Annotated in this window: 21 protein-coding genes; 15 read left to right on the top strand and 6 right to left on the bottom strand. The window is 45.4% G+C overall.

The annotated features are described in order from the left end of the window. Positions 1-41 precede the first annotated feature (41 nt). Together B0I27_RS15470 and B0I27_RS17845 are read left to right on the top strand one after the other, a co-directional pair. The gene (locus tag B0I27_RS15470) at positions 42-953 is read left to right on the top strand and encodes a glycosyltransferase (RefSeq protein WP_106295002.1); all 912 of its coding nucleotides are present in this window, start codon (positions 42-44) and stop codon (positions 951-953) included. A gap of 20 nt (positions 954-973) precedes the next feature. Then, a complete protein-coding gene (locus tag B0I27_RS17845; protein ID WP_342751883.1) occupies positions 974-2,998 on the top strand; it encodes a glycosyltransferase in 2,025 nt (674 codons plus the stop codon). 417 nt (positions 2,999-3,415) lie between these two features. Here the strand turns inward: B0I27_RS17845 and B0I27_RS15460 are convergent, their stop codons facing one another. The 4 genes from B0I27_RS15460 to uvrB form a co-directional block, all read right to left on the bottom strand. Beyond that, a complete protein-coding gene (locus B0I27_RS15460; RefSeq protein ID WP_106295000.1) occupies positions 3,416-5,899 on the bottom strand; it encodes a YfhO family protein in 2,484 nt (827 codons plus the stop codon). Between the two features lie 71 nt (positions 5,900-5,970). Then, positions 5,971-6,255, bottom strand: coding sequence for a DUF4834 family protein (locus B0I27_RS15455; RefSeq protein WP_106294998.1), 285 nt, complete (start codon positions 6,253-6,255; stop codon positions 5,971-5,973). Between the two features lie 77 nt (positions 6,256-6,332). Next, entirely contained in the window at positions 6,333-6,539 is a 207-nt protein-coding gene (locus tag B0I27_RS15450; protein ID WP_106294996.1) for a YwbE family protein, read from the bottom strand. 3 nt (positions 6,540-6,542) lie between these two features. Further along, entirely contained in the window at positions 6,543-8,582 is a 2,040-nt protein-coding gene (gene uvrB / locus B0I27_RS15445) for an excinuclease ABC subunit UvrB (protein ID WP_106294994.1), read from the bottom strand. A gap of 120 nt (positions 8,583-8,702) precedes the next feature. On the opposite strand from uvrB, the gene upp reads away from it, so the two are divergent. The 11 genes from upp (at position 8,703) to B0I27_RS15390 (ending at position 18,550) form a co-directional block, all read left to right on the top strand. After that, positions 8,703-9,344, top strand: a complete 642-nt coding sequence (gene upp, locus B0I27_RS15440; RefSeq protein ID WP_106294992.1) for a uracil phosphoribosyltransferase — start codon at positions 8,703-8,705, stop codon at positions 9,342-9,344. An 8-nt stretch (positions 9,345-9,352) separates the two neighbouring features. Further along, entirely contained in the window at positions 9,353-10,045 is a 693-nt protein-coding gene (locus B0I27_RS15435; protein WP_106294990.1) for a YjjG family noncanonical pyrimidine nucleotidase, read from the top strand. Next, the gene (locus tag B0I27_RS15430; protein ID WP_106294988.1) at positions 10,042-10,557 is read left to right on the top strand and encodes a DinB family protein; all 516 of its coding nucleotides are present in this window, start codon (positions 10,042-10,044) and stop codon (positions 10,555-10,557) included. The genes B0I27_RS15435 and B0I27_RS15430 overlap by 4 nt, the downstream gene beginning before the upstream one ends. Positions 10,558-10,585: 28 nt before the next feature. Further along, positions 10,586-11,563: a DUF6427 family protein gene (locus B0I27_RS15425; protein ID WP_106294986.1), complete on the top strand. Its 978-nt coding sequence runs from the start codon at positions 10,586-10,588 to the stop codon at positions 11,561-11,563. A gap of 113 nt (positions 11,564-11,676) precedes the next feature. Continuing rightward, the gene (locus B0I27_RS15420; RefSeq protein WP_106294984.1) at positions 11,677-12,429 is read left to right on the top strand and encodes a type III pantothenate kinase; all 753 of its coding nucleotides are present in this window, start codon (positions 11,677-11,679) and stop codon (positions 12,427-12,429) included. Continuing rightward, positions 12,413-13,705 (top strand): BamG family beta-barrel-assembly machinery protein, encoded by a 1,293-nt coding sequence (gene bamG / locus B0I27_RS15415; RefSeq protein ID WP_106294982.1) that lies wholly within the window; start codon positions 12,413-12,415, stop codon positions 13,703-13,705. The genes B0I27_RS15420 and bamG overlap by 17 nt, the downstream gene beginning before the upstream one ends. 2 nt (positions 13,706-13,707) lie before the next feature. After that, the gene (gene lptC, locus B0I27_RS15410) at positions 13,708-14,268 is read left to right on the top strand and encodes an LPS export ABC transporter periplasmic protein LptC (protein WP_146133142.1); all 561 of its coding nucleotides are present in this window, start codon (positions 13,708-13,710) and stop codon (positions 14,266-14,268) included. Between the two features lie 107 nt (positions 14,269-14,375). Further along, a complete protein-coding gene (locus tag B0I27_RS15405) occupies positions 14,376-16,478 on the top strand; it encodes a peptidylprolyl isomerase (protein WP_342751882.1) in 2,103 nt (700 codons plus the stop codon). Positions 16,479-16,636: 158 nt separating this feature from the next. After that, positions 16,637-17,152: a DUF2480 family protein gene (locus B0I27_RS15400; protein ID WP_106294976.1), complete on the top strand. Its 516-nt coding sequence runs from the start codon at positions 16,637-16,639 to the stop codon at positions 17,150-17,152. Positions 17,153-17,161: 9 nt separating this feature from the next. After that, positions 17,162-17,917 (top strand): DUF3108 domain-containing protein, encoded by a 756-nt coding sequence (locus tag B0I27_RS15395; protein ID WP_106294974.1) that lies wholly within the window; start codon positions 17,162-17,164, stop codon positions 17,915-17,917. Between the two features lie 57 nt (positions 17,918-17,974). Next, positions 17,975-18,550: a DUF3109 family protein gene (locus tag B0I27_RS15390; RefSeq protein ID WP_106294972.1), complete on the top strand. Its 576-nt coding sequence runs from the start codon at positions 17,975-17,977 to the stop codon at positions 18,548-18,550. 67 nt (positions 18,551-18,617) lie between these two features. Here the strand turns inward: B0I27_RS15390 and aspS are convergent, their stop codons facing one another. Together aspS and dapF are read right to left on the bottom strand one after the other, a co-directional pair. Then, positions 18,618-20,363 carry an aspartate--tRNA ligase gene (gene aspS / locus B0I27_RS15385; RefSeq protein ID WP_106294970.1) on the bottom strand — a complete coding sequence of 582 codons (1,746 nt, stop codon included), beginning with the start codon at positions 20,361-20,363 and terminating at the stop codon, positions 18,618-18,620. A gap of 90 nt (positions 20,364-20,453) precedes the next feature. Beyond that, positions 20,454-21,236: a diaminopimelate epimerase gene (gene dapF / locus B0I27_RS15380; RefSeq protein WP_181276800.1), complete on the bottom strand. Its 783-nt coding sequence runs from the start codon at positions 21,234-21,236 to the stop codon at positions 20,454-20,456. A gap of 177 nt (positions 21,237-21,413) precedes the next feature. Here dapF and B0I27_RS15375 point away from each other — a divergent pair, with 177 nt between their 5' ends. Next, complete coding sequence (locus tag B0I27_RS15375; RefSeq protein WP_181276803.1) at positions 21,414-22,949, top strand: Do family serine endopeptidase; 1,536 nt, start codon at positions 21,414-21,416, stop codon at positions 22,947-22,949. 162 nt (positions 22,950-23,111) lie between these two features. After that, positions 23,112-24,404, top strand: coding sequence for a thioredoxin family protein (locus tag B0I27_RS15370; RefSeq protein ID WP_106294964.1), 1,293 nt, complete (start codon positions 23,112-23,114; stop codon positions 24,402-24,404). Positions 24,405-24,590: the final 186 nt, after the last annotated feature.

The following is a 24,590-nucleotide window of genomic DNA, read 5'->3' as shown; positions in this document are numbered from 1 at the left end:
TCACTGCTTACGGATAGAGAAAATTGTTAGTTTTGCATACTATGCAAAATCCGGCACCTATAGCTTTATTTGTCTACAATCGTCCCGATCATGCGCGCCGTACGATCGCTTTTCTCAAGAAAAACTATCTGGCCGAAGAATCACGCCTGTTTATATTTTCAGACGCTGCCCGACCCGGTGATGAGGAAAAGGTAAACGAAGTTCGTGAAATGATTGCCGGCGTAGAGGGCTTTAAAAGTGTGGAGGTGGTAAAGCGCCCGCATAATTACGGATTAGCCAATTCAGTTATTGATGGCGTTACCCGACTTTCCAAAGAGTACGGAAAGGTGATCGTCCTGGAAGACGACGTCATCACCTCGCCACATACGCTTCAGTATTTTAATGAGGGACTAAGAAAGTACGAGCATGTCGACCAGGTGATGCATATCACGGCCTATATGTACAACCTCAAAGAGAACAATCTTCCCGAAACCTTCTTCCTGCGAATAGCAAGCAGTCAAGCCTGGGCCACCTGGGACCGGGCGTGGAAGTTCTTTGAGCCGGATATCGATTTGCTGATGAGCAAGTTCGACCGGGAGTCTAAGCATGCATTCGAGGTCGAAGGGGCCATGAACTTCTGGAAGCACATGAAGCATTTCAAGGAGGGTAAAAACAACTCCTGGGCTATCCGCTGGTACGCGTCCGTGTTTCTGAATAAGGGTCTTTCCCTGAACCCGCGGGTTTCTTTAATCGATAATATCGGCCACGATGGCAGCGGTGTACACTCCGCAGTCGGTGAGATTTATCGCAGCCCGATCTATCCAAAGAGAATAAGCAGTTACCCTGAAGTCATAGAGGAGCACCCCGAAGCCTTCGCCGTATTGAAAGATTTCCTTAAAAACCGTAAAGGAAGCTTACTCAAACGCGGTATCCGCTACCTCAACCATGTCATCACCAAGCTCAAAGCCAGGTAAAAGATGTATTTTTAGGGGCTGTGAAGGTAGTTCATATAAACACATACGATGGGAATGGGGGTGCAGGCCGCGCATGTCTCCGGCTGCATCAGGCTTTGCTTGCCGAAGGCCTGCAATCGCAAGTCTGGGTTAGCTATAAATTCGGCTCTAATCCACAGGTTCAAACCTTTTCATCCTCACTGATATCCCGTGGCCTGTCCGCATTCGGTATCTTATTCGAACGCTATTACTCTTCTTACATATCAAAACCCCTGAAGATTCCGTTCTCGGCAGCGCTTTGGGGAAAGAATATCACTCGAAACAAGGCTGTGCAAGACGCCGATATTATCCATATTCACTGGATAAATCACGCCTTCCTGCGTCCCGAAGACCTGGCCAGCCTCAGTAAGCTGGGTAAGCCTGTGGTGTGGACTTTTCATGACAGCAATGCCTTCACCGGCGGGTGTCATGTTCGCTATAGCTGTGACCATTTCGAAAATGAATGCGGCAATTGTCCCCTTCTTAAAAATGAAAATCCTGACGACCAGTCGCACAAGATCTGGAAGCGGAAAAATAAGGCCTATCAGCAACTGAATTTCTCCATCGTAGCTCCGAGCCGCTGGATGCACGATTCCATCCGTCGCAGTTCTCTGCTGAAGCACTCCAGGGTAGAAGTTATCCCCAATACCCTCGAAACGACAATATTCAAGCCCTGGGATAAGAAAGTTGCCCGAAAAACCCTCGGACTGCCTGAGGATAAGTTTATCATGTTAAGTGGCTTTATGCCTTCCCGCAAAGATCTGCATAAGGGAACACCTTACCTGCTGGAAGCCTTGCAGATACTCGTCGACAAAGGAATGGTCGACAAGCAAGATGTCGAGCTGATCATCTTCGGAAATAAGGACACAGCCAATGTGCCAGAATTTGCCGTCAACACGACATTCCTGGGCACGATATCCGATGATGAGAAACTCAGCATGTGTTACAGCGCTGCCGACGTATTTCTGACCCCATCGCTCGAAGACAATCTGCCTAATACCGTCATGGAGAGCCTTTCCTGCGGAACTCCCGTTGTGGCCTTTACCACCGGCGGTATCCCCGACATGGTTACTCATCATGAAAATGGATACCTTGCTCAGTACAAGTCCGCAGATGACTTTGCCAATGGAATCTCCTGGATATACGGACGTACGGACCGCAACCAGTTGAATATAGCGGCGAGGGAAGCCGTACTGACCCGCTTTTCTGAAAGCGTAATTGCAGCTAAACACATCGCTCTATATAATGAGGTATCCGGTAAAGGCAAGAATTCAAAGTTTAAGCCCCTTCTGTCGGTCGTTACCGTAGTTTACAACAATGTACAAGACATCGAGCGTACCATTCGTTCTGTGGTCGATCAAACCTATCAGAACATCGAGTATATCGTTATTGATGGGGGATCTACTGATGGTACACTGGACATCCTTCATCGTCATGAATCCAGGATCAGTAAGCTGATCAGCGAGAAAGACGCCGGCATTTACGATGCCATGAACAAAGGACTCGCACTCGCCACCGGCGACTACGTGCTGTTTATGAACTCCGGCGACGAGATATATGCTCCCGACACGGTAGCCAAGATCTTCGCGTCGGCAGATAATGCCGATATCTATTACGGAGAGACGGAGATGTATAACGAACGCTGGGAAAGTTTGGGTCGCAGGCGCCATCAGGCTCCTGAACGATTAAGGCATTCCAGTTTCCGCTACGGCATGAGTGTCAGTCACCAGGCCATTTATATCCGCCGCTCGCTTGTTATACCCTATGATCCCCGTTATCAGCTAAGCGCCGATATCGACTGGATACTAAATGCCATCAAAAAGGCTAAAAAAACCCAGTTTGCAGGTATGTATGTGGCCAAATACCTTGTAGGTGGGATGTCCAAGCGCAAGCACAGGCAGAGCCTTATAGAACGCTTCCAGATCTTTAGCAAGCACTACGGTACTGTATCGAATATCCTGAACCATGTTGTCATCAGTATGAAGCTCGCTGCTTACTATTTCCTTCACAAACGTACTAACGATTAATCGTCCCCCTAGGCTGTACTATCTTACCATACCCTTTTCGGGAATACTTTGACTATGCTTTTATAAATTCCGTATCAGGTTCGAGTCAACTCCGTACCAACGTCGTACCAGCTTCGATAAATGTCGAAGGTAATACGACCCAAAGAGGGAGCAGCTGCGTCAATAAGTCGACTCTTGGGAAATGCTAATATGCGCGAGACTAAGAGGCTGCCTGGAAGGAGTTGAGAAAGGGGTCGAAAGAAGATTTGCAGTTGTTCCGAAGGAGATCGAAAGAGGGTCTGAAGAAGTTCAGAAAGAAATTCAGAAAAGTTCCAAAGAAGCTCAGAATCAAGCCTGAAAACAATCATAAAGAGATTTAAAAAGAAAAAGGGATAGCCGTTATCACCGACTATCCCTTTTCAAGATGTTTATCAAAATTTACTTGTTCCCTCTCTTACGTTCGCGGTAACCGGCGAATCCGATTCCTCCAATCAGAAGAATAGATGCGATCAGAGAAATATTTTCTCCTGCATAATAAGATACCGGTTCGAACTTGAACTCCAGGGTGTGGTTTCCACCAGGGAGTTGAGCGGCACGAAGAATATAATTCGCTCTGAAATACGGAATCTTTTCACCATCCACATAGGCATTCCAGCCTTTATCATACCATACCTCAGCGAATACGGCGATCATATCCTTGCCTGCGGTGTATTCGTAGGTCAGGTGGTCCGGGTGATACTTCGTCAAAGTAATTTTCGCATTCGGATCAGGGACACCTGCTTTTCTAACATCGATAAGTGACTTGAAGCTTTCGTGTACAATAGCCTCTTTCTTAGGATCAAAGCTGTTGATTCCCTGCATTTCTTCATCAGCACTCTTCACCCAAAGAACGTTAGATACGAACCAGGCGTTTCCGCAGGCCGTGCTTCTGTTCTGTATACGTTGAGACTGGTTTTTTTCATCATTGGTGATGACGTACTTGGTATTCAGCATATCGAGTACGTCTTCGTTGATGGCATTATTGAATTGCTTATCCAGCACTTCCTGGAATCGCTTCAGCTTCGCAGCATGATAGCCACCCACTGTCTTATGGAAGTAGGAAGCGGTTGCGTTACTGAAGGTATTCGTGGTTAGGTCCAGAACCCGGTAGTTGAGGCTTGGATCGCGAAGGATCAGCTCGTCAACCTGGCGAGGCTGGAAGCTCTGCTCAAGGGTGTTTTTCTCAACAAATTTTTCGTTATTCAGGTAGCGACGATCAACTCCCCACATGTCGATCAGTATTACAATTGCAAATATGGCATATATGTACTCCTGCTTGATCGTCTTCTTGATAAGCGCCCATACAAGTCCGGCACCAATAAGGACAAATATTAAGGAGCGCAACGCGTCTGCACGTGCCATGCTCGTACGGTCTTCAATAAGTGCGTTGGCTAGTGAGTTGGCAAATCCTTGATCGCCTACCGCCTGCGTCAGCCCTTCAATCACCTGCTGGTGGTTACTCGCCTTAAAGCTTAGGAATAGTCCGGGAAGAATCAGGATAACCAAAATAATGCCCCCGGTAATATAAACCGAGTAGGCAGCTTTCTTCAGAAGTACTTTTGTTTCATGCTTACCCGAAACAAGCTCTTGAATCGCCATGATTGCAAGTATGGGAACGAGGAGGCCGGCGATGACCAAAATGGATTCAACCGCCCTGAACTTGTTATACAGTGGGAAGTAATCGAAGAAAAGGTCGGAGATAAACGGTAGGTTTTTACCAAATGAAAGGAATAAGCTGAGAACTGTTGCAGCAACTATCCACCACTTGATACGATCGCGGATCAGAAAAAGACCCAGTACAAAGAGCAGGCAGACGATGGCGCCGAAATAGTACGGACCGGAAGTAAATGGTTTATCTCCCCAATAGGTGTTGATCAGGCCGTACTGCTGCAACTGCTGCACAGCGGCTTCAACCTGCTCCTGAGGAATTCCCTTCGCTGCCAGTGTCTTACCTACTTCAGAATCTTTATCCAGACGGTGGCCTGACTCCCCGCCATAGGCGTTGGGAATTAAGAACGTAATGTTCTCGCCGACGCCCTGGCTCCAGGTATAGGCATATTCACGGTCAAGACCTGAAGATGGCTTCCCTGCGGAGGCATCCTGACTCAGGTTCGACTTGCCGCGGATGGTTTCCTGTCCATATTCATAGGTTACCCATAGCATGCTCGCGTTTACAGCTACCGCTAAAATAACCGCGCCAGCCAGATATCCGATAGATTTACCAAATGCTGGTAGTGTTTTATTCTTGTAGGCATGGTATAATTCAATGCCGGCAAGGATCAGAAGAGCCAGGAACAGATAATAGGTCATCTGGATATGGTTGGCTCTGATCTCCATGGCGAGGGAAAACGCCGTAATAACTGATCCCCACAGATAGCGTCCTCTGAGCGTCATCAATACACCTGCAACAATCGGAGCAAAGAAGGCAATAGCGAATGCTTTATTGGTGTGTCCTGCTTCAATGATAATGAAGTTGTAAGACGAGAATGCGATGGCAATGGCACCTGCGGCAGCGAGCAATGGTTTAACCCTTAACGCGATGAACATCAGATAGCCACCCAAAAGATAGAGTAATACGTTATAGACCGGGTTAGGGAACACCGCGCTGAAGAAGGAAACGACGTAAGAGGTTAAGTTCTTTGGAAACTGTGCCCAGATCTGATAAGCGGGCATTCCTCCGAACATGGAATTCGTCCACAAGGGAGCCTTTCCGTCTTCCGCTTTATACTTCATGATCTCGCTCTGCATCGCTTTTGCCTGCATCACGTCACTCTGGTAGAGCACCTTACCCTGAAGTGCAGGGCTGAAATAGATAAAGCATAATACTATAAAGAGCGCAATGATGGCCAGATGTATGCCATTTCGTTTAAACCAGTTACTCATTCTATCTTTTTAATTGGAGACCAAAAATAGAACTTTTTAGGGTATGGCAAATACCTTATATGGAATAGTGGCTATTTTACCTCTTCGAAGTCAATGAAATCACCGGCTTTATCTGCAGCACGTGCTTCTTTATCTTTTGGGGGGATAAAATCGATACTGATCTTACCATTATTACGAGGTTCTGAACGATATTGCTGTTGTCCGCCAAACGTTTGCTGATTGTAGGAAGTTTTGAACTTCTCCTGCGCTTTGCTGACCATTTTTTTGAAAAGAAAAGGTAGTAACAGCTTTGCAAGCATTCGCAAAAGCCACATCACGCAGATCGTTATCAGTAAAAATTTAAGTAATGCTGTCATAGTCTAATGCAAATATGACGATAAAATAGGTGAATTATTACAAGTGTAAGCTAAGAATTACATTTTGAAGACCCTCGTCAGTCTTCATCCTGATCGGGAATATTGGCTACGCGACCGACCTGTCCGTCCTCCAGACGTACTTTTATGCCTCTTGAATGGTATGTTGCGCTGGTCAGAAGGTTCTTCACTATCCCCCTTGTTAATTTTCCGCTGCGCTGGTCCTGCTTGAGGATAATGTCTACCTCAAGTCCGGGATATATATCTTTTCTGTTCTGTCCGTTCATGTTCTATTTCTTTTGTCCAAAGCGTTCTTCCATCATTTTCTCCAATGCGTACATCTCGTCGCGCATCTTGGCTGCCATCAGGAAGTCCATATCTTTGGCTGCTACCATCATGTCTTTCTTGCTCTTTTCTATTGCCTTCTTCAGTTCGGCCTTCGTCATGTATTGTACGATAGGGTCTGCTGCTATACTGACAGCCTCATCCATACCGGTATATACTTTTTGAAGTCCGCCCTTAAAGTCTACAACCGAGGTCTGCTCGATGATGGCTTCCTTGGATTTTCCTACAGTGGTAGGAGTGATGCCATGCAACTCGTTGTATTGAATCTGCTTGTCGCGCCGGCGGTTGGTTTCTTCTATGGTGATGCGCATGCTGTCGGTGATATTGTCGGCATACATGATCACCCGCCCATGGTCGTTTCGCGCGGCACGACCGATGGTCTGGATCAGGGAGCGGTGTGATCTCAGGAAACCTTCTTTGTCTGCATCCAGAATGGCTACAAGTGATACTTCCGGTAAGTCAAGTCCTTCCCTCAGCAAGTTAATCCCGATCAGCACATCGAATTCTCCAAGGCGTAGTCCTCTCAAGATTTCTACCCTTTCGAGGGTTTTTACTTCTGAGTGAATATAGCGAACCTTGATTCCGAGCCGGTCCATGTATTTGGCGAGCTCTTCGGACATTCGCTTGGTCAGGGTGGTGACCAGCACGCGATCTCCCATCTTCACCGTTTTATCAACTTCGTCAAGAAGATCATCGACCTGGTTAATAACCGGGCGGATATCGATAGGCGGGTCTAGTAGTCCGGTCGGACGTATTACCTGCTCTACAACAACACCGTCTGATTTTTCCAGCTCAAAGTCGCCGGGAGTGGCACTTACATATATCGTCTGTGGAGCGAGCCTTTCAAATTCTTCGAAGTTGAGCGGCCTGTTGTCCAGTGCAGCCGGCAATCTGAATCCATAGTCTACGAGAGCAATCTTGCGCGATCGGTCACCGCCGTACATTGCTCTTATCTGTGGCACGGTAACATGACTCTCATCGATGACCATGAGGTAATCGTCAGGAAAATAATCGAGCAGGCAGAATGGACGCATTCCGGGTAGCCTGCCATCGAAGAAGCGTGAATAGTTCTCTATCCCACTGCAATAGCCCAGCTCACGCATCATTTCGAGATCATAGTTCACCCTTTCTTCCAGTCGTTTCGCTTCCAGGAAGCGCTGTTCATCAACTAACTGCTTCTTGCGTGTCTCCAGCTCTTCCTGGATTGCCCAGATAGATTCAGTAAAGCGTTCGCGCGGAGTGACGAAAAGATTTGCCGGATAGACAACCATATGGGTCATCTTTTCGATTGTTTTTCCGCTGGCCGGATCGATTGCTGTAAGCTCCTCTATATCATCGCCAAAAAACGATATGCGGTAGGCGTGGTCCAGATAGGCGGGGTATATATCTACTGTGTCGCCTTTTACCCGGAAAGTTCCCCTCTTGAAATCTGCTGTGGTACGTGCATAGAGGATTTCCACAAGCCTGTGGAGAAAAGCATTCCTGGCGATCCGGGTTCCTACGGCGAAACTGAACACGGAGTTGTGAAAATCTTCGGGGTTTCCCATACCGTATATACAGGATATGGAAGAAACAACGATGACATCCCTCCGGCCCGACATTAGGGAGGAGGTGGTTCGTAAACGTAGCTTCTCAATCTCCTCGTTGATCTGGAGGTCTTTCTCGATATAGGTATTCGTGGTGGCTATATATGCTTCCGGTTGGTAGTAGTCGTAATACGATACGAAGTAGTTAACGGAGTTCTCCGGAAAGAACTGCTTGAACTCACCGTAAAGCTGCGCAGCCAGAGTTTTGTTATGACTTAGGATCAGGGTGGGTTTTTGCGTTTGCTCAATGACATTCGCAATGGAGAAGGTTTTACCGGAGCCGGTCACCCCTAATAAGGTTTGATAGTTTTCTCCCCCGCGCACACCCTCTACCAATTGTCTTATCGCTTCGGGCTGATCACCCATCGGCTGATAATCCGATATTAATTTAAAATCCATCTATTCAAAAATACATATTATCGGGATCAATGTCCAGAGGATAGCGTTGTTCCGGACATATATTTACTTCAAATCAACTGAATATTAGTGTTGATCTCCTAAAATCTGTAATTTTACCCGATGTTTGTTTTAACTGAAAATCCGACCATAGGCAATAATTTTCTTGCGGAACTACGAGACGCCCAAATCCAGCAGGATAGCATGCGATTTCGTAGAAATATAGAACGTTTGGGTGAAATCTTCGCCTATGAGATCAGCAAGACGCTGGATTACGTGGAAACGGAATTCGAGACGCCGCTTGGAACCGCTTCTGTATCGGTGGTTGAAAATTACCCGGTACTGGCCACCATTCTGCGAGCCGGCTTACCGCTCCATCAGGGCTTGCTTAACTTTTTCGATCGGGCCGATTCGTCCTTCATCGCGGCTTATAGAAAGACCGGTAAGGATGGTAAATTTGTGATCCAGAAAGAGTATGTGAGCGGACCGAACCTTGATGGTAAAATAGTGATCGTTGCCGATCCTTTGCTGGCTACGGGACGCAGTATGGTGCTTACCTGCAAAGAATTAATGGACAAGTATAAGATTAAGCAACTTCATATCGTTTCTTTAATAGCGAGTACAGAAGGTGTAGCCCATGTTAAGGCGAACCTGCCGCGCGCCCGCCTTTGGTTAGGCGATATAGATGAGGAGATGACGACCAAAGCTTATATCGTGCCCGGACTTGGAGATGCAGGTGATCTGGCCTACGGAATTAAGGATTAATTTGCTTCATGAAATACAATCACATATTTTTCGACCTGGATCATACGATCTGGGACTTTGACAAGAATGCAGAAGAGACGCTTCAGGAACTTTATGTATCTTATTCGCTGAAGGAGCTGGGCATCGGTTGCGTGAATACGTTCATCGAAAAATATACCTACCATAATCATTCGCTCTGGTCTTCGTATCATCTGGGGAATATCACTAAGGAGCAACTGAGGGAAGCACGGTTCAGACTCGCTTTCGAAGATATGGGTGTTTGTGGAAGTCTCATACCGGAAGGCTTCGAAGATCTGTACGTACGTACCTGTCCTACCAAAACGAATTTGTTTCCCAAGGCGCACGAGACGCTTTCCTACCTTTCGGGAAAATACAAGCTACATTTAATCACTAACGGGTTCAAAGAACAGGCTCAAACGAAGATTGAGCGGTCAGACCTCGGCAAGTACTTCGACACGATCGTCATCTCAGAAAACGTGGGTGTGAACAAGCCACACAGCAGGATATTTGAGTATGCCCTGGCAGGTGCCGGAGCGGTTAAGGAGAAAAGCGTGATGATAGGCGATAGTATAGAGGCTGATATCAGGGGTGCTATGGGTTATGGCATCGACGCCATATTTTTCAACCCAGGGAGACAAGATGTGCCGGATGATGTGAAAATGCAGATCAATCACCTGGAAGACTTAATCGAGATCTTATGAGTCTGCAAGCCAGTGCATCGTCTATCAAAGATGCCTTAGCAAGTTATCTTGCCTGGCTTAAGGAGATAGATGAGGACGAGTTTGTTCAGTCGCCGCCCGGTGGAGGCTGGTCTTATTCGGAAGTCTTTTGCCATGTTATACAGGTAAACGTGAGATCGATGCTTGCCGCCGAGAGATGTATTTACGCGAAGTTTGGTCACCGGACATCTGGCCCTAATCTTATTGCGCGACTCATTCTTTATATGGGCAAGTTTCCTCCGCTGAAGATAAAAGCACATGCAAAAGTGGTGTCGATAGTGAAACCCGTAACTAAAGAGGAGGCCAGAAATGACATGCTTGTTTTTTGCAACAAGCTTCAGGATTTGTTGCCCAAATTGATGAAAGTTCCTGCGCATCAGCGGACACGGCATGCCCGTCTTGGGATGCTGAACTGCGAAGAATGGTTAAAATTCATCGACATTCATACACGGCATCATTTGAAGCAGTTAGAAAGGATAAGAAAAAGTTCCTAATATTGCGCTTTATTCAGGGACAACCCGCATGATCAATCAGTTCAGAACAATAAATCCCATCAATATCTTACTCCTGCTTATTGTAGCTGTGCTCATAAGAGTGGGGGTATTATTCAATTTGCCTGAGTCGTTGAATGTGCTGTTGGTGGAACCCTATACGGGTGTACTGCTGCAGCTACCTGCCGATTTTTTCAGTCCCTTTAGCAGCGTGTTCTACGCTGTGATCATATCGGTTATTCAGGCGCTGATACTTAACCGAATGGTTAATAATTACAACCTGTTGCCCAAGCCCACCTTTCTTCCCGCGCTGATGTATGTTACTCTAACCGCGCTGATTACTCCTTTCGTAGTACTCAGTCCGGTACTTATCGCCAACTTTTTTCTGTTATGGCTGATTGAGAAATTCCTGAGTATATACAGGAAAGACCATGTTATTGCCGTGGTTTTTGATATGGGAATGATTGTTGGCGCCGGTACCCTGGTTTATTTCCCGTTTATAGCCATGCTGCTCCTGTTATGGATTGTGCTGCTGATCTTCAGGCCTTTTAACTGGCGGGAGTGGGTTTCGGGCATTACCGGGTTTCTGACTGTCTGTCTTTTCCTTGCGGTGCTGAACTATCTTAACGATTCCTGGGGCGTTCTTTCGGCAACGGCTTTTCCTTTCGCAACGACCTTCCCGAATGATTTTGCGGTTAATTTGTATGATTACACCGTGCTGGTGCCCGTTATAGCACTTTCCTTTCTGTCTTTTCTTACGATCAGTCAGAAGCTGAATAGAAGTAATGTGCATGTAAGGAAATCTTATTTGACCTTACTGATTATGTTTCTTTTTGCCGCATTATCATTTTACATTAAGTCGGAGTACAATATCTATCACTTCATCCTCACACTTCCGCCGTTAGCGATCTTCCTTGCGCATTATTTCATCTCCGCGCAAAAACGTTGGTTTTACGAATCCCTTTATCTAATACTGGTAGGCTGTATTATTTATTTTCAGATTTTTTAAATTACGGCTCGGTTCATTAACCTTTTTTAACAATTCACCAGCCGATAGCAATCAAAATTTAGATAATTTTGTGATATGAGATTCAGGCCGATTCCGCGACTTTGTATAACGCAATGCTAAACTTTGTTATAGATATAGGTAATACTCTGACTAAAGTTGCGCTGTTCAATGGGTACGATTTGAAAGAAACCCATGTGTTTGGCGGGGGCGCCAAAGAAGAGGTTCGGAATTTATTGAAGTTGCGGAGTATTGACAATGCTATCATTTCGTCGGTGAAAGAGAATCCGGAGGATTACAAAGACGTTTTTGAAGGAAATGTACCTCTGCTCCGTTTCTCTGCAGAAGACTCCTGGTGGATTGATAACCGTTACAGAACTCCCAATACGCTGGGTCTCGACAGACTGGCAGGCATAATAGGTGCCGCAGCTTTGTATCCGGAGAGTAATTGTTTAGTCATTGACGCCGGAACCTGCATTACGTATGATTTCATTGATTCGGAAAGACGATACTTTGGCGGGGTAATCGCACCCGGACTACAAATGAGGCTGAGGTCCATGAATGCATTTACAGAAAGGTTGCCTTTGGTGCCGATAGAAAAGGAGTTCCATGCGGATTATGGCAGAGACACATCAGAGGCGATATTAGCGGGCGCCATGACGGGGACTTATCATGAGCTGTTTGGCTTCATAAATAGTTATATAACAAGGTTTCCGGATCTTAAGGTGCTGATATGCGGAGGGGATGCGAATTTTTTTGTCAGTCGGCTGAAAAATAGCATCTTTGCGCACATTGTTGAACCCGAGCCGAACCTGGTGCTTATTGGTTTAAACGAAGTTATTCATCAGTATAATGACAAAAATTCTTAAAAATATATTATTTGTAGTAACCATTTTCAGCGGATTGAGTGTCTCATCACAGACGACTACAAGTTCTGTTTATTCGCAATTCGGGGTTGGCGCTCTCACCGGACCTTTGCTTCCGCAGAACCGTGCGATGGGCGGAATCTCTGCAGGTTTGCGCAAGCCCGGGTCATATAACAATATTAACCTGGCTAATCCAGCTTCCTATTCTTCGATCAGGATGACCACTTTTGATGGGGGAATATCCACGGAGTATATGAACAGAAGCAGGGCAGGGGTATCAGAAACTGATTTTACCGGGTCATTGAGCCATTTGCTCTTCGCGATACCTGTTAGTAAGAAATCGGCGATGAGTTTTGGCCTCTTACCGTACAGCAGTCTCGGTTATCAGTCAAGACAAAGTCGTAACGTTGACACCACAGCCATCGATAAGATATATGCGGGTGACGGTGGATTATCGAAGTTTTATATTGGTTACGGTCTTCAGATAGGCAAGCACCTGAGCGTGGGATTCAACGCCGGGTATCTCTTCGGGAAGCTGGAGAAAACTCAATCAGTCGAATTCCCGAATGATTTTACCGCCTACAATACCAGAATTCAGGATAACAACTCCATCGGAGGGTTTAACTTTGACTATGGTCTGCAATACTTCACTAACCTTTCTCCAAAGGTGAGGCTTACCCTTGGATATAATGGAAGCTCGGGCCCCAACCTGGATCTGGAAAGAAGCACAGTCGCATCCCGTTATCTGAAAGCTTCAGAGGGTGAGGATGTGGCATCAGATACTACCTATTTAAACGAAAGAGGAAAATCTACCATCAAATTGCCTATGATGCATACAGGTGGTTTCGTTATTGAAAAAGCGAATAATTGGTTGTTCGGAGCAGATTTCAAATACGGCAAATGGAAAGATTACAGGGAAGCTGGTATTAATCCGGGCCTCAGCAACTCCTACGGTGTTTCGATAGGGACCCAGATCACTCCGGATATCAATTCGGTAGGCAGTTATTTGAAGGTAGTCGACTACCGCTTAGGATTCAGGTACGACAAGACTTATATGAATCTTGACAATACAGACATTAAGGATATGGCGGTAACTCTGGGATTTGGTTTCCCGTTACAGGCTAGTCCAACGCGGACTACTTTTTATAAAGTGAATTTCGCTGCTGAACTGGGGCAACGTGGTCCTAACTCGGCATCGCTGGTGCGCGAGAAATACGTTAACTTTTCTATCGGCTTTACACTGAATGATCAGTGGTTCAGAAGGTATAAATTTGATTAAAGTTGGAAAAAGTCAGAATCTGGGCATTTGCTTGTTTGATGATTTCGATTTGCCTCCAGTCTTGTGAGAACGATCTCCGGGATGTGGAGAAGGTATCGGCTGACAATAGTCTGCTGCCCGTAGACAAGTCTTACGGCGTGGAGGTAATTTATAGTGACTCTGCCATTGTAAAGGCGAAAATGCTCGCTCCGCAGGTTGACCGCTATAAAGACAAAAAATACGATGAGATGGTAAAAGGGGTCACGCTCATCTTTTATGATGAAAACCAACAGGAAACCAGCCGGATTGTATCCGATTATGCCATAAGGCGAGAGGCCGAGGGCTTGGTAGAGCTCAGGAAGAATGTGGTAGCAACCAATACAAAAGGCGACGTTTATAAGTCAGATGAACTGATCTGGGATGAGAAACAACGTAAGTTCTATTCCAATAAGATGGTTCAGGTTACACAAAAAAACGGCAACGTGTTGTTCGGGACCGGATTTGAAAGTGACGAGACTTTTAAGAAGTCAAGAATCTTCAATGCAACCGGAAATTTTCCGTCGGGGGCTGGTTTAATGCAGTAAAATATGAAGTACATCTAACCAAGTATTTTGTATTCGTATATTTTTTTAAAAATTGTATCTTGCGCCCTCTTTTTAAGGGAGAATAATTTAGTTTGAATATGGGAATAATGAGTTTCTTGCGAAACCGTGCCGGATTTATCCTGGTAGGAGCTATAGGTTTTGCAATTGTTGCATTTTTGGTAGGGGATGTAGTAAGCTACGGAGGATCATTCATGGGTGGTGACCGTACTACTGTTGGTGAAGTTGCCGGCGAAAAGATCAGCTTCGATGAATTCAAAGCTCAGGTAGATCAAAACGAAGCGAATTTCAAACAACAAATGGGGCAGGCTACACTGAACCCACAGATGGCATCTTATGTTTTGGAGAATACCTGGAACCAAAAAATTTCTGAGGTACTGCTAAATAAGGAAGTCGAGAGACTTGGATTGAGTGTAGGAGAGCAGGAACGTGAAGACCTTGTTTCAGGAAAGAATCCTGATCCGCAGATCGTTCAGGCTTTCGGTAACCCGGAAACGGGACAGCTTGACAGAGCTCAGTTGACTAACTTTCAGAACAATCTGAAAAGCCAGGACCCTAACAGTCCGGTTCGTCAGCAATGGGTGAGCTTCCTGTTATCTATCCAACGCAATCGCTTGTTCCAGAAATATAACAACCTGGTGAAGAACAGTATTTATGTGACTTCGCTGGAAGCGCGTGAAGAATACACTCAGCGTAATAAACTGGCAGATTTCAATTATGTTAATCTGGAGTATTCATCTCTGCCGGACAACCAGGTAAAACTTACTGACGGAGATTATTCTGAGTACTATAATGAGAATAAGAACTTATTCATCAATAAAGAGGAATCACGCACAATCGAATATGTAGCGTTTGATGCAAGTCCTTCGAAAAGTGATACAGCAGCTGCGCTTCAGGCGATCAACAGGATTGCTGCTGATTTCAAAACCACACCTAACGACTCGTTATTCGTAAGCATTAATGCGGATACCAAGATGCCTCTAAGCTATGTGAAGAAGGGTCAATTAGAGCCTGCGCTGGATTCGGTTGTATTTAATACTTCAGTAGGTACAGTTGTGGGTCCGATATTTACAAACGGATCGTACAAACTGGCTAAGCTGGTTGATACGCGCATGAGTCCTGACTCTGTGAAGGCAAGTCATATCCTGATCAGCCCGGCGACAGAAGGAAGTCCGGAAAGAGCTAAAGCAAAAGCAGATTCAATCTACAACGTTATCAGAAACGGCGGGAACTTTGCTGAGCTTGCTTCACGTTTTGGTAGCGATGCAACAAAAGATAAAGGCGGTGATCTGGGAACTTTTGGAAGAGGATCTATGATCCCGACTTTCGAAGAGGCAGTTTTTAACGGCAAGCCCGGTGATCTGAAAGTAGTGACTACGGAGTATGGAACGCATGTTATCCGTATTGACAGACAGGTAGGTTCATCAAGAGTTGCTAAGGTGGCAATCGTAGACAAGGCCGTGATCAGCAGTAGCCAGACACAATCAACGGCTTTCTCCAGGGCGTCCGCTTTTCTTTCGGATGTAAAGGATGCAAAGTCATTTGACGAGCGAGCGAAGAAAGATAAAGTCACTAAGTTATTAGCAGAGAATTTAACGCCATCACAAGCGAATATTCCAGGGTTTGAGAATCCACGTGAGCTTGTTCGCTGGGTATTTGAGTCTGAAGAAGGTGATATCTCTGAAAAAGTATTCGAAGTGGGCGACCGTTTCGTAGTGGCAAGAGTTACTGATGTTCGTGAAGTTGGAACACTGCCATTAGAGAAAGTTAAGCTTCAGATAGAGCCTGTAGTGCGTAACCGTGCTAAAGCGAAGATGCTGGCTGAGAAATTAGAAAAGGCTCTTGAAGGAGCGTCTTCTATCAACCAGGTGGCTTCCAAAGTTGGCCGTCCGGTTACTCCTGTACAGAACGTTGTGTTTGCAAATCCGGTTCTTCCAGGTGTTGCTCAGGAAAACAAAGTTGTCGGAACTGTTTTTGGCCTTCAGCCTAAGAAGCTTTCCAAGGTGATCAGAGGAGAGCAGGGTGTTTATGTTGTTCAGGTAAATGGGTTTACTAATCCTGCACCGTTGACTAACACCATTAATCAGAAACAACAAATTGCGCAGGCATTGGATCAGCGTGCACAGGGCCAGGTATTGGAAGTGTTGCGTGATTTGGCAGAGGTTAAAGATTACAGATTGAGATTCTTCTAGACTTAATCAGTATGCACATAAAGGAATCCCGGAGAGTTATCTTCGGGATTTTTTAGTTTGTAGCCTTAATGCTAAAACAATATGCCGTTTTAAGTTTTTACTTTAGACTTATAACAAATCGTTGAACAAACACGACATTTGTTGTTTAGTGGATTGAAATGGAAATACAGGAAAACATAGTAAATAGGGTTGCATTAAGTGGATTGATCAGCTTTGATCCGGCTGTGCTGTATGCGGAAGGTGAGCGGGTGGTGTACGATATAAAGGAAAACCTCTTTCATGGCCTTCTTCTGCGTGAAAAGGATTTCAGAGAATTTATCAAACAACACGACTGGAGTCAGTATCAAGGGAAGCATATTGCTTTGACCTGCTCTTCGGATGCTATTGTGCCTACCTGGGCTTATATGCTGCTGGCGAATAAAATGGAGCCTTATGCTTCTACGGTAGTTTTTGGGTCTTTGGAAACCCTGGAAGCAGTTCTGTTTGACCGGGCGGTTCAGGCTATCGATATGGAACAATACAGGGATCAGCGTGTTGTTATCAAAGGCTGCGGGGAAATACCGGTGCCGGTATCTGCGTATGCTGAGCTGACCAGAAGACTCAGTGCAGTTGCCAAGAGTATTATGTACGGTGAGCCTTGCTCTACTGTGCCCATTTTTAAGCGTAAAGACTAATTGAATAGCATGAAGAGATTGTTGTTGGTTTTACCACTCGTCTTGTGGATCACGGGGACTTTCTCTCAAAGCCTTGACTATAGAAAGGAACCGGCGTTCAAGCCGGGAGAAGAGCTGAAATACAGGCTCCGTTATGGATTTATTACTGCCGCTGAGGCGACTTTAAGTGTGCTGGCGACAGATACGAAGTTTGATAACCGGTCGGTCTACCATCTGCTGGCACAGGGTCGTACTGCTGCATCATTTAATTTGTTCTACAAGGTCCGGAACCGATATGATTCGTATATCGACCAGACTACACTATTGCCTTACCTGTATACGGAGAACATTCGTGAAGCGAACTACCGGAGACAGGATAGGGTAAGGTTCAATCAGCAAACGAATAAGATTACCGGTAGGAAGGGAACTTTTAATGGTAAGGATAAGACGTTTGACCTGGTATCAGCATTTTACTTTGCACGCAGTCTTGATCTTAATGGCATCAAAGTGGGTACTGTATTCTCAATACCCTATTTTCTTGATGATGAAGTGTCTGAACTTAAGATTACCTATGTTGGAAAAGAACAGGTAAAGACAGCAATAGGAACGGTGAACTGCCTGAAGTTCAACCCGTCTATCAAGCCGGGCCGTATCTTCAAGAAGGATAGTAAGCTGTATCTGTGGATCACAGATGACGGCAACCGTATCCCTGTCAAAGCACAGGTTGAGATCCTGGTGGGCTCAGTTACTCTCGAGCTTACTTCTGCCAAAGGTTTGCGATATTGAGAATGGGCTTTTTTTCTGCCCATTTATTCCGACCTTTGCGCTCAAATTCAGAATGATATGTTAGAAGTACAGCAAACCCTGGTGCATGAGGATGTTTTAAGTGAGAATTTTGTTTGCAACCTGGATAAGTGTAAAGGCGCATGCTGCGTGGAGGGTGATTCCGGAGCGCCGTTGGAAATGTCTGAATTGAAGATTCTGGAGGATATCTATCCGCATGTAAAACCATACATGACAGATATTGGTATTGCGACTATTGAGCGGACCGGTACCTGGGTTAAAGACTTTGAAGGCGATTACACGACTCCATGTGTCGACGACAATAAGGAATGTGCTTATGTGATGTGGGAAAATGGGATCAGCAAATGTGCCATTGAACGAGCCTACCTGGATGGTAAGATCCACTGGAAAAAGCCGATCTCCTGTCATCTTTACCCTATCCGCGTTACTGCATATCCCGAATTTGATGTTTTGAATTATGATCGCTGGCATATTTGTAAACCTGCCTGCTCATTCGGGAAAGAACTGAAGATACCTGTATATAGATTCCTGAAAGAACCACTTATCCGAAAGTATGGAGAGGAATGGTATACGGAGCTGGAGACTTCGGTTGAAGGCCCTGAGGCTACGATATAAAAAGAAGCCCCGGAACATTTCGTTGTTCCGGGGCTTCTTGCTTAATAGCTCATAGTTGTTTCTATGGCTATACGGTTGTCTTGATATGAAGTTCCTTCATCTGATTGTCGGCAATCGTAGAAGGAGAGTCGATCATGACGTCTCTTCCTGAGTTGTTCTTAGGGAATGCGATGACATCGCGAATAGAGTCAAGTCCTGAGAATATCGATACCAAACGGTCGAAGCCGAAGGCGATACCGCCATGTGGAGGGGCACCATATTCGAAGGCATCCAGTAAAAAGCCGAATTGTTTCTGTGCCTCATCTTTAGAGAAACCAAGATGCTTGAACATAAGGGACTGCAATGTGCGATCGTGGATACGTATGGAACCGCCGCCAATTTCCGTCCCGTTAATTACAAGATCATAAGCGTTTGCCCTGACTTCACCAGGATTGGTGTCTAAAAGGGAAATGTCTTCGGGTTTCGGAGAGGTGAAGGGGTGGTGCATCGCGTGGTAGCGGCCTGATTCTTCATCCCACTCAAGCAATGGGAAGTCAATGACCCAGAGAGGTGCGAATTTATTTTTATCGCGCAGACCGAGACGGTTGCCCATTTCCAGGCGCAGTTCGTTTAATTGTTTACGTACCTTATCGGCATTGCCGCTCAGGATCAGGAACAAGTCGCCAGGCTCGCCGTTAAATGCAGCAGACCATGCTTTCAGGTCTTCTTCATTGTAAAATTTATCTACAGAGGATTTTAGGGTACCGTCGGCGTTGAATCGGCAATATACCATTCCGGTTGCGCCTACCTGGGGTCTTTTGATGAAATCTGTAAGTTCATCCAGCTGTTTGCGGGTATAGTGAGCGCAGCCTTTCGCGTTAATGCCGACTACCAGCTCCGCACCGTCAAAAACAGGAAATCCCTTGCCTTTAGCGAGCTCATTCAGTTCAACGAACTGCATGCCGAAGCGGGTATCCGGTTTGTCGGATCCATAAAGACGCATGGCATCTGCGTAAGACATACGCGGGAAATCACCAATCTCGATACCTTTGACGTTTTTGAACAAATGAGTGGTTAAACCTTCAAACAGGTTAAGGATATCTTCCTGTTCGATAAACGCCATTTCGCAATCAATTTGTGTGAATTCAGGCTGACGGTCTGCGCGCAGATCTTCATCCCTGAAACACTTTACGATCTGGAAGTAGCGGTCAAATCCGGAAACCATCAGCAATTGCTTGAAGGTTTGAGGAGACTGCGGAAGCGCGTAAAATTCCCCCGGGTTCATGCGGCTAGGCACCACAAAGTCTCTTGCACCCTCAGGTGTCGACTTAATAAGGACCGGTGTTTCCACTTCCAGAAAGTTCTGATTGTCGAGATACTTTCTGATCTCCTGTGCCATCTTGTGGCGAAGGATCATATTGTTGCGAAGTGGGGCACGTCTCAGATCAAGATACCTGTATTTCATGCGAAGGTCGTCGCCACCATCAGTTTCGTCTTCGATAAGGAAGGGAGGAAGCTTCGCAGCATTTAATACTTCAAGTGCGGAGACCTTTAGCTCGATTTCGCCTGTTGGTATTTTGGGGTTCTTATTGGAACGCTCGACAACCTTGCCGGTTACCTTAATTACATACTCGCGGGAAATCTCACGTGCCTGGGCGCATAAGTCTTTATCCTCATCCATATTAAACACCAGCTGCGTAATTCCGTATCTGTCGCGGACGTCGATAAATGTCATTCCGCCAAGATCGCGAGACTTCTGTACCCATCCGGCCAGTATAACTTCTTTACCTAAATCATTAAGATTTAATTCACCGCAAGTATTCGTTCTATGCATAAAAGTTTTGTTAGACCTGCAAAAGTAAATACTTCTGAGGGTATGTTTCTATTGTTTTATCAGATTGTATAGATGTAATTCCACGTGGAACTACCGTATGTCGCCTTCGAAGACGTATTCTGCCGGACCTTCGAGGAAGATGTTGGTAAACTTTTTGCCATCATAATGAAAGCGGATGTTAAGATTGCCGCCCAGTACCCGGACTTTGGTGGATATGTCACCCCGCTGGTCTTTTGATTTAGCCATGGCCAGGGCAACAGCGGTAACGCCGGTTCCGCAAGCGAAGGTTTCGTCTTCTACCCCTCTCTCGTAAGTGCGGACGAAATAGTGATCGTTCTTGTCCTCGACAAAGTTTATATTGATTCCTTCTTCTTTATAGGTTTCGTTATATCGGATCGCTCGTCCTTCTGATCGCACATCCTTTTCTGCCAGCCGGGATGCAGGGACTACGTAATGAGGTGATCCTGTATTGAGTACTTGCGCCGATCCGTCGGTCTTGATGGATTGAACGTCAATCATCTGCAGGCTAACCCAGTTCCCTTCTTCTGAAATTTTGGCATAATGAGGGCCATCTACTGCCAAAAAGGTAGTTTCCAGATCAATCACCCCTAAATGTTTCGCGAATGCTACGATGCATCGGCCGCCGTTTCCGCACATGCTGGAAGGCTGTCCGTCCGAATTATAATAGATCATCTCGAAGTCGTAAGCACCTGTAAGTTGCAGAAACATCATTCCATCAGCACCAACGCCAAACCGTCTATCGCAGATGGAAGCTATCCAGGCGGGGTTTTCATGGTTTATGGCCCGATCTCTGTTGTCAACAAGTATGAAATCATTGCCCGCGCCCTGGTATTTATAAAAGTGCATCTCCATTGGTATTGTTATTCAATTCATTACAAGATTACAAAAATTCGATGACAAGCATTATCTTAAAACTGAAGCCTGTTTGGCGTGTTTAACATTTTTTAACACTGCTCATGACATCGTTTGGTTGCTTTTACCGTTTAAGTGGTATTACATTTGATGATGTAAACACAAGAATAGATGAATATGAAAAAAATAGGTATAACACTTTTGACTGCCATCTTTGGGGGTGCGGTCGCAATAGGGGGCTATAAGCTTATTGAAGATAAAACCTCGGGCAAAATGGGAATAGAAGAAAAGCAAAAAGTTTTCTTCACCAACAATCCAAGCAGTGTATCATCCGCGGGGGATGTGGATTTCGTTCAGGCAGCAGCAGCGGTAACTCCTGGTGTAGTGCATATCCAGACCATGTATGGAGGCTCTGGCTCCAGGTCAAGAGGTAGTCAGGGGAGCGGAGATCCTTTCGAGGAGATGTTCCGCGATTTCTTCGGCGGGCCCAGAGGTAACACGCAGAGCCAGCCAAGCAGGGCATCAGGTTCTGGTGTTATTGTAACGGATGACGGATATATTGTTACCAACAACCACGTGGTGGAAAATGCAGATAAGATTGAGGTAATACTTACAGACAACCGATCATTTGAAGCTAAGGTTATCGGGCGCGATCCGAATACGGATCTTGCTTTATTAAAGGTAGCGGCGACAGGATTGCCTGTTGTTAAACTTGGAAACTCGGATAATGTTCAGGTTGGAGAGTGGGTTCTTGCAGTGGGATATCCGCTGACATTGAATACTACTGTTACAGCCGGTATTGTGAGCGCGAAGGGAAGAAGTATCGGTATTTTGAATGAGCAGCAGGCTGAGCCGAGAAGAGGCGGCGGCACTCAGGGACCTGCGGTAAGTTCTGCGATTGAATCATTTATTCAGACGGATGCAGCGATCAACAGAGGAAATAGCGGTGGAGCTCTTGTAAACACGAGGGGTGAACTGATTGGTATCAATGCTGCGATTGCATCTCAGACCGGATATTACGCGGGATACGGATTTGCTATTCCTGTGAATCTGGCCAAGAAGATCATGGATGACTTTATTAAGTTCGGTGCTGTGAAGCGTGGTTTTGTGGGTGTGACTTTCCAAGAACTAAACGCGAGTATATCAAAAGAGCTTGGGCTGAAGGAAATTAGCGGTCTGTTGGTTAACTCTGTTGTAGAAGGTGGTGGAGCAGCAGCTGCGGGTATGAAAAAAGGTGATATCATTACCAAGGTTGATGGTAAGAAAATCATGTCATCTGCCGACCTTCAGGAAAAAGTTGGTCGTCTGCGCCCTGGCGACAAAGTGCAGCTTTCATACCTGCGTGACGATAAGGAAAGATCCGTATCTGTTACGCTTAAGGGAGATGAACAGCTTAATGTTGCGAAGAGCACCCGTTCGGTAACGGAAATATATAATACCCTGGGTGCAAGCTTTAGTCCGGTTACCGCCGCACAAAAGAAGCAGTACAGTATCAATGGTGGTTTAGTGGTTACGGATTCTCGTCGTGGTGGTTTGTTTAACAGCTACGGAATCGAGCGGGGAACCATTATTACCAGTATCAATGAGAAGCCGATCAACAAGATTGACGATATCGACGGAGCGTTATCTGCAAGCAAGAATAATATGTTGCGTATTAACGGAATTTCTCCGGATGGTTCCAGGGTAATGATGACTTTCCCTTTGGCTGACTAATAATATTATATATGTATTTCGAGCCCTCTGCGTTAGCAGGGGGCTTTTTTGTTTGAAATGAATCTTGCATGTACTTATAATACTGTTTAACGTTTTAATAATCAATCGACTAATTGTATATTGTGTTTGTTATTTACTAACTAAAAACCTAAAACAAGCCTTATGAGACTTATCATTCTATTAGCGGTATTCCTGTTTTGTAGTACCTCATCAGCACAGGAGCCGGCAGGCATCAAATTTGAGAAAGGACTTAGCTGGGCGCAGCTCAGGGAAAAAGCTAAGAAAGAGAATAAGTATATATTCCTGGATTGCTTCACTACCTGGTGCGGCCCCTGTAAGTTAATGGATCAGGAGGTATTTACCAGGAAGAATGTAGGTGACTTTTTTAATGCGAGTTTTATTAACGTAAAGGCACAGTTTGATAGTACAAAGAATGATAATGAAGAAGTGAGACGCTGGTATGCCGACGTAAAGGACCTTACAGCCAGGTTTGCTATCGACAGCTATCCTACCTATCTTTTCTTCAATCCGGATGGCAAGTTGGTGCATAAGATTAAAGGAAGATTGGATGGGGATGTGTTTCTTACGCAATCTAAAGCGGCCCTGAATCCAGATGGCCAATATTACAGACTCAAGGCTATGTTTGATAATGGGCAGAGAGGTGCTCCGTTCTTGCGAAACTTGCTGAATGTCGCTTTTGCCGTACGTGAAAGTGCAGATTATACCCCCATAGCGAATGCGTATCTTTCTCAGCGAACAGACCCTTTAACAACAGATGAGGTTAATCTTTTAAGTGCCGCATCTTTCAAAATGTCTGATGTTGGTTTCAATGTTTTATTAAAGCGTTCAAGGGAAGCGGCCTCGCTGTCGGAAAGAGCCAAGGCAGCCAGGATGGTCAGGGACATTATAATGGAGGAGATAGCAGTGCCATTTTTAAGGAACGGTGGAAAAATGACTAGGCACGGGTTTATGAAGGAATTTGTAATTTATACCGGAGAGATAAGTGAGCATGTTAATTGGGATACACTGAGAAATCAGGTTTCCAACCGTTTTCCTGATTTGGCTGAGGAGGTGGTGATGGCCTCTCAGATTATGTATTTTGAATGGCAGAAGGATTGGTCTAGGTTTTGTGCTCATACAAACGCTTTCATCAACAAGTATGGTGACAAAGTCGATGCCGATCAAATTTACATGTATATACATTCGGTCGTTAACGCGCCAGTCGATACTCAATGCGCAGAAAATGCTTTAGGCTGGGTGAAAAAGGCGATGGTTATAGCCGAAGGGAATAATATATCAAGATATCTTTTTCAGGAGGCAGCTCTTTTATATAAGGCGCAGCGGAGAGAAGAGGCCATCGACAAGATGAAGAAGTTAATTGCCTCAGATGGGGATCCTTCGGACCAGTTAGCGCCGATTTTAGAAAAGATGAAAAAGTACGAAAAGGTATTTTAAAATCTTCCTTTTGTCTAAAAGCCTGATTAACAAAACTTGAGAAACGCTTATGGCAGAAAGTTTCATTATTTCACAAATAAAAGCCTTAAAGACTTGCAGGGAATACAAAAAGTTCCCATCTTTGCAGTCCCAAAACGAACAAGGGAAAGCGAGGCGCAAGGCTAAGTGAGAGATTGAAAAGAGGAA

This window comes from Arcticibacter pallidicorallinus (assembly GCF_003002875.1).
Taxonomy (GTDB): Bacteria; Bacteroidota; Bacteroidia; order Sphingobacteriales; family Sphingobacteriaceae; genus Arcticibacter; species Arcticibacter pallidicorallinus.
The sequence above is the reverse complement of the archived record's forward strand: the minus strand, read 5'-3'. Positions and strand labels throughout refer to the sequence as shown.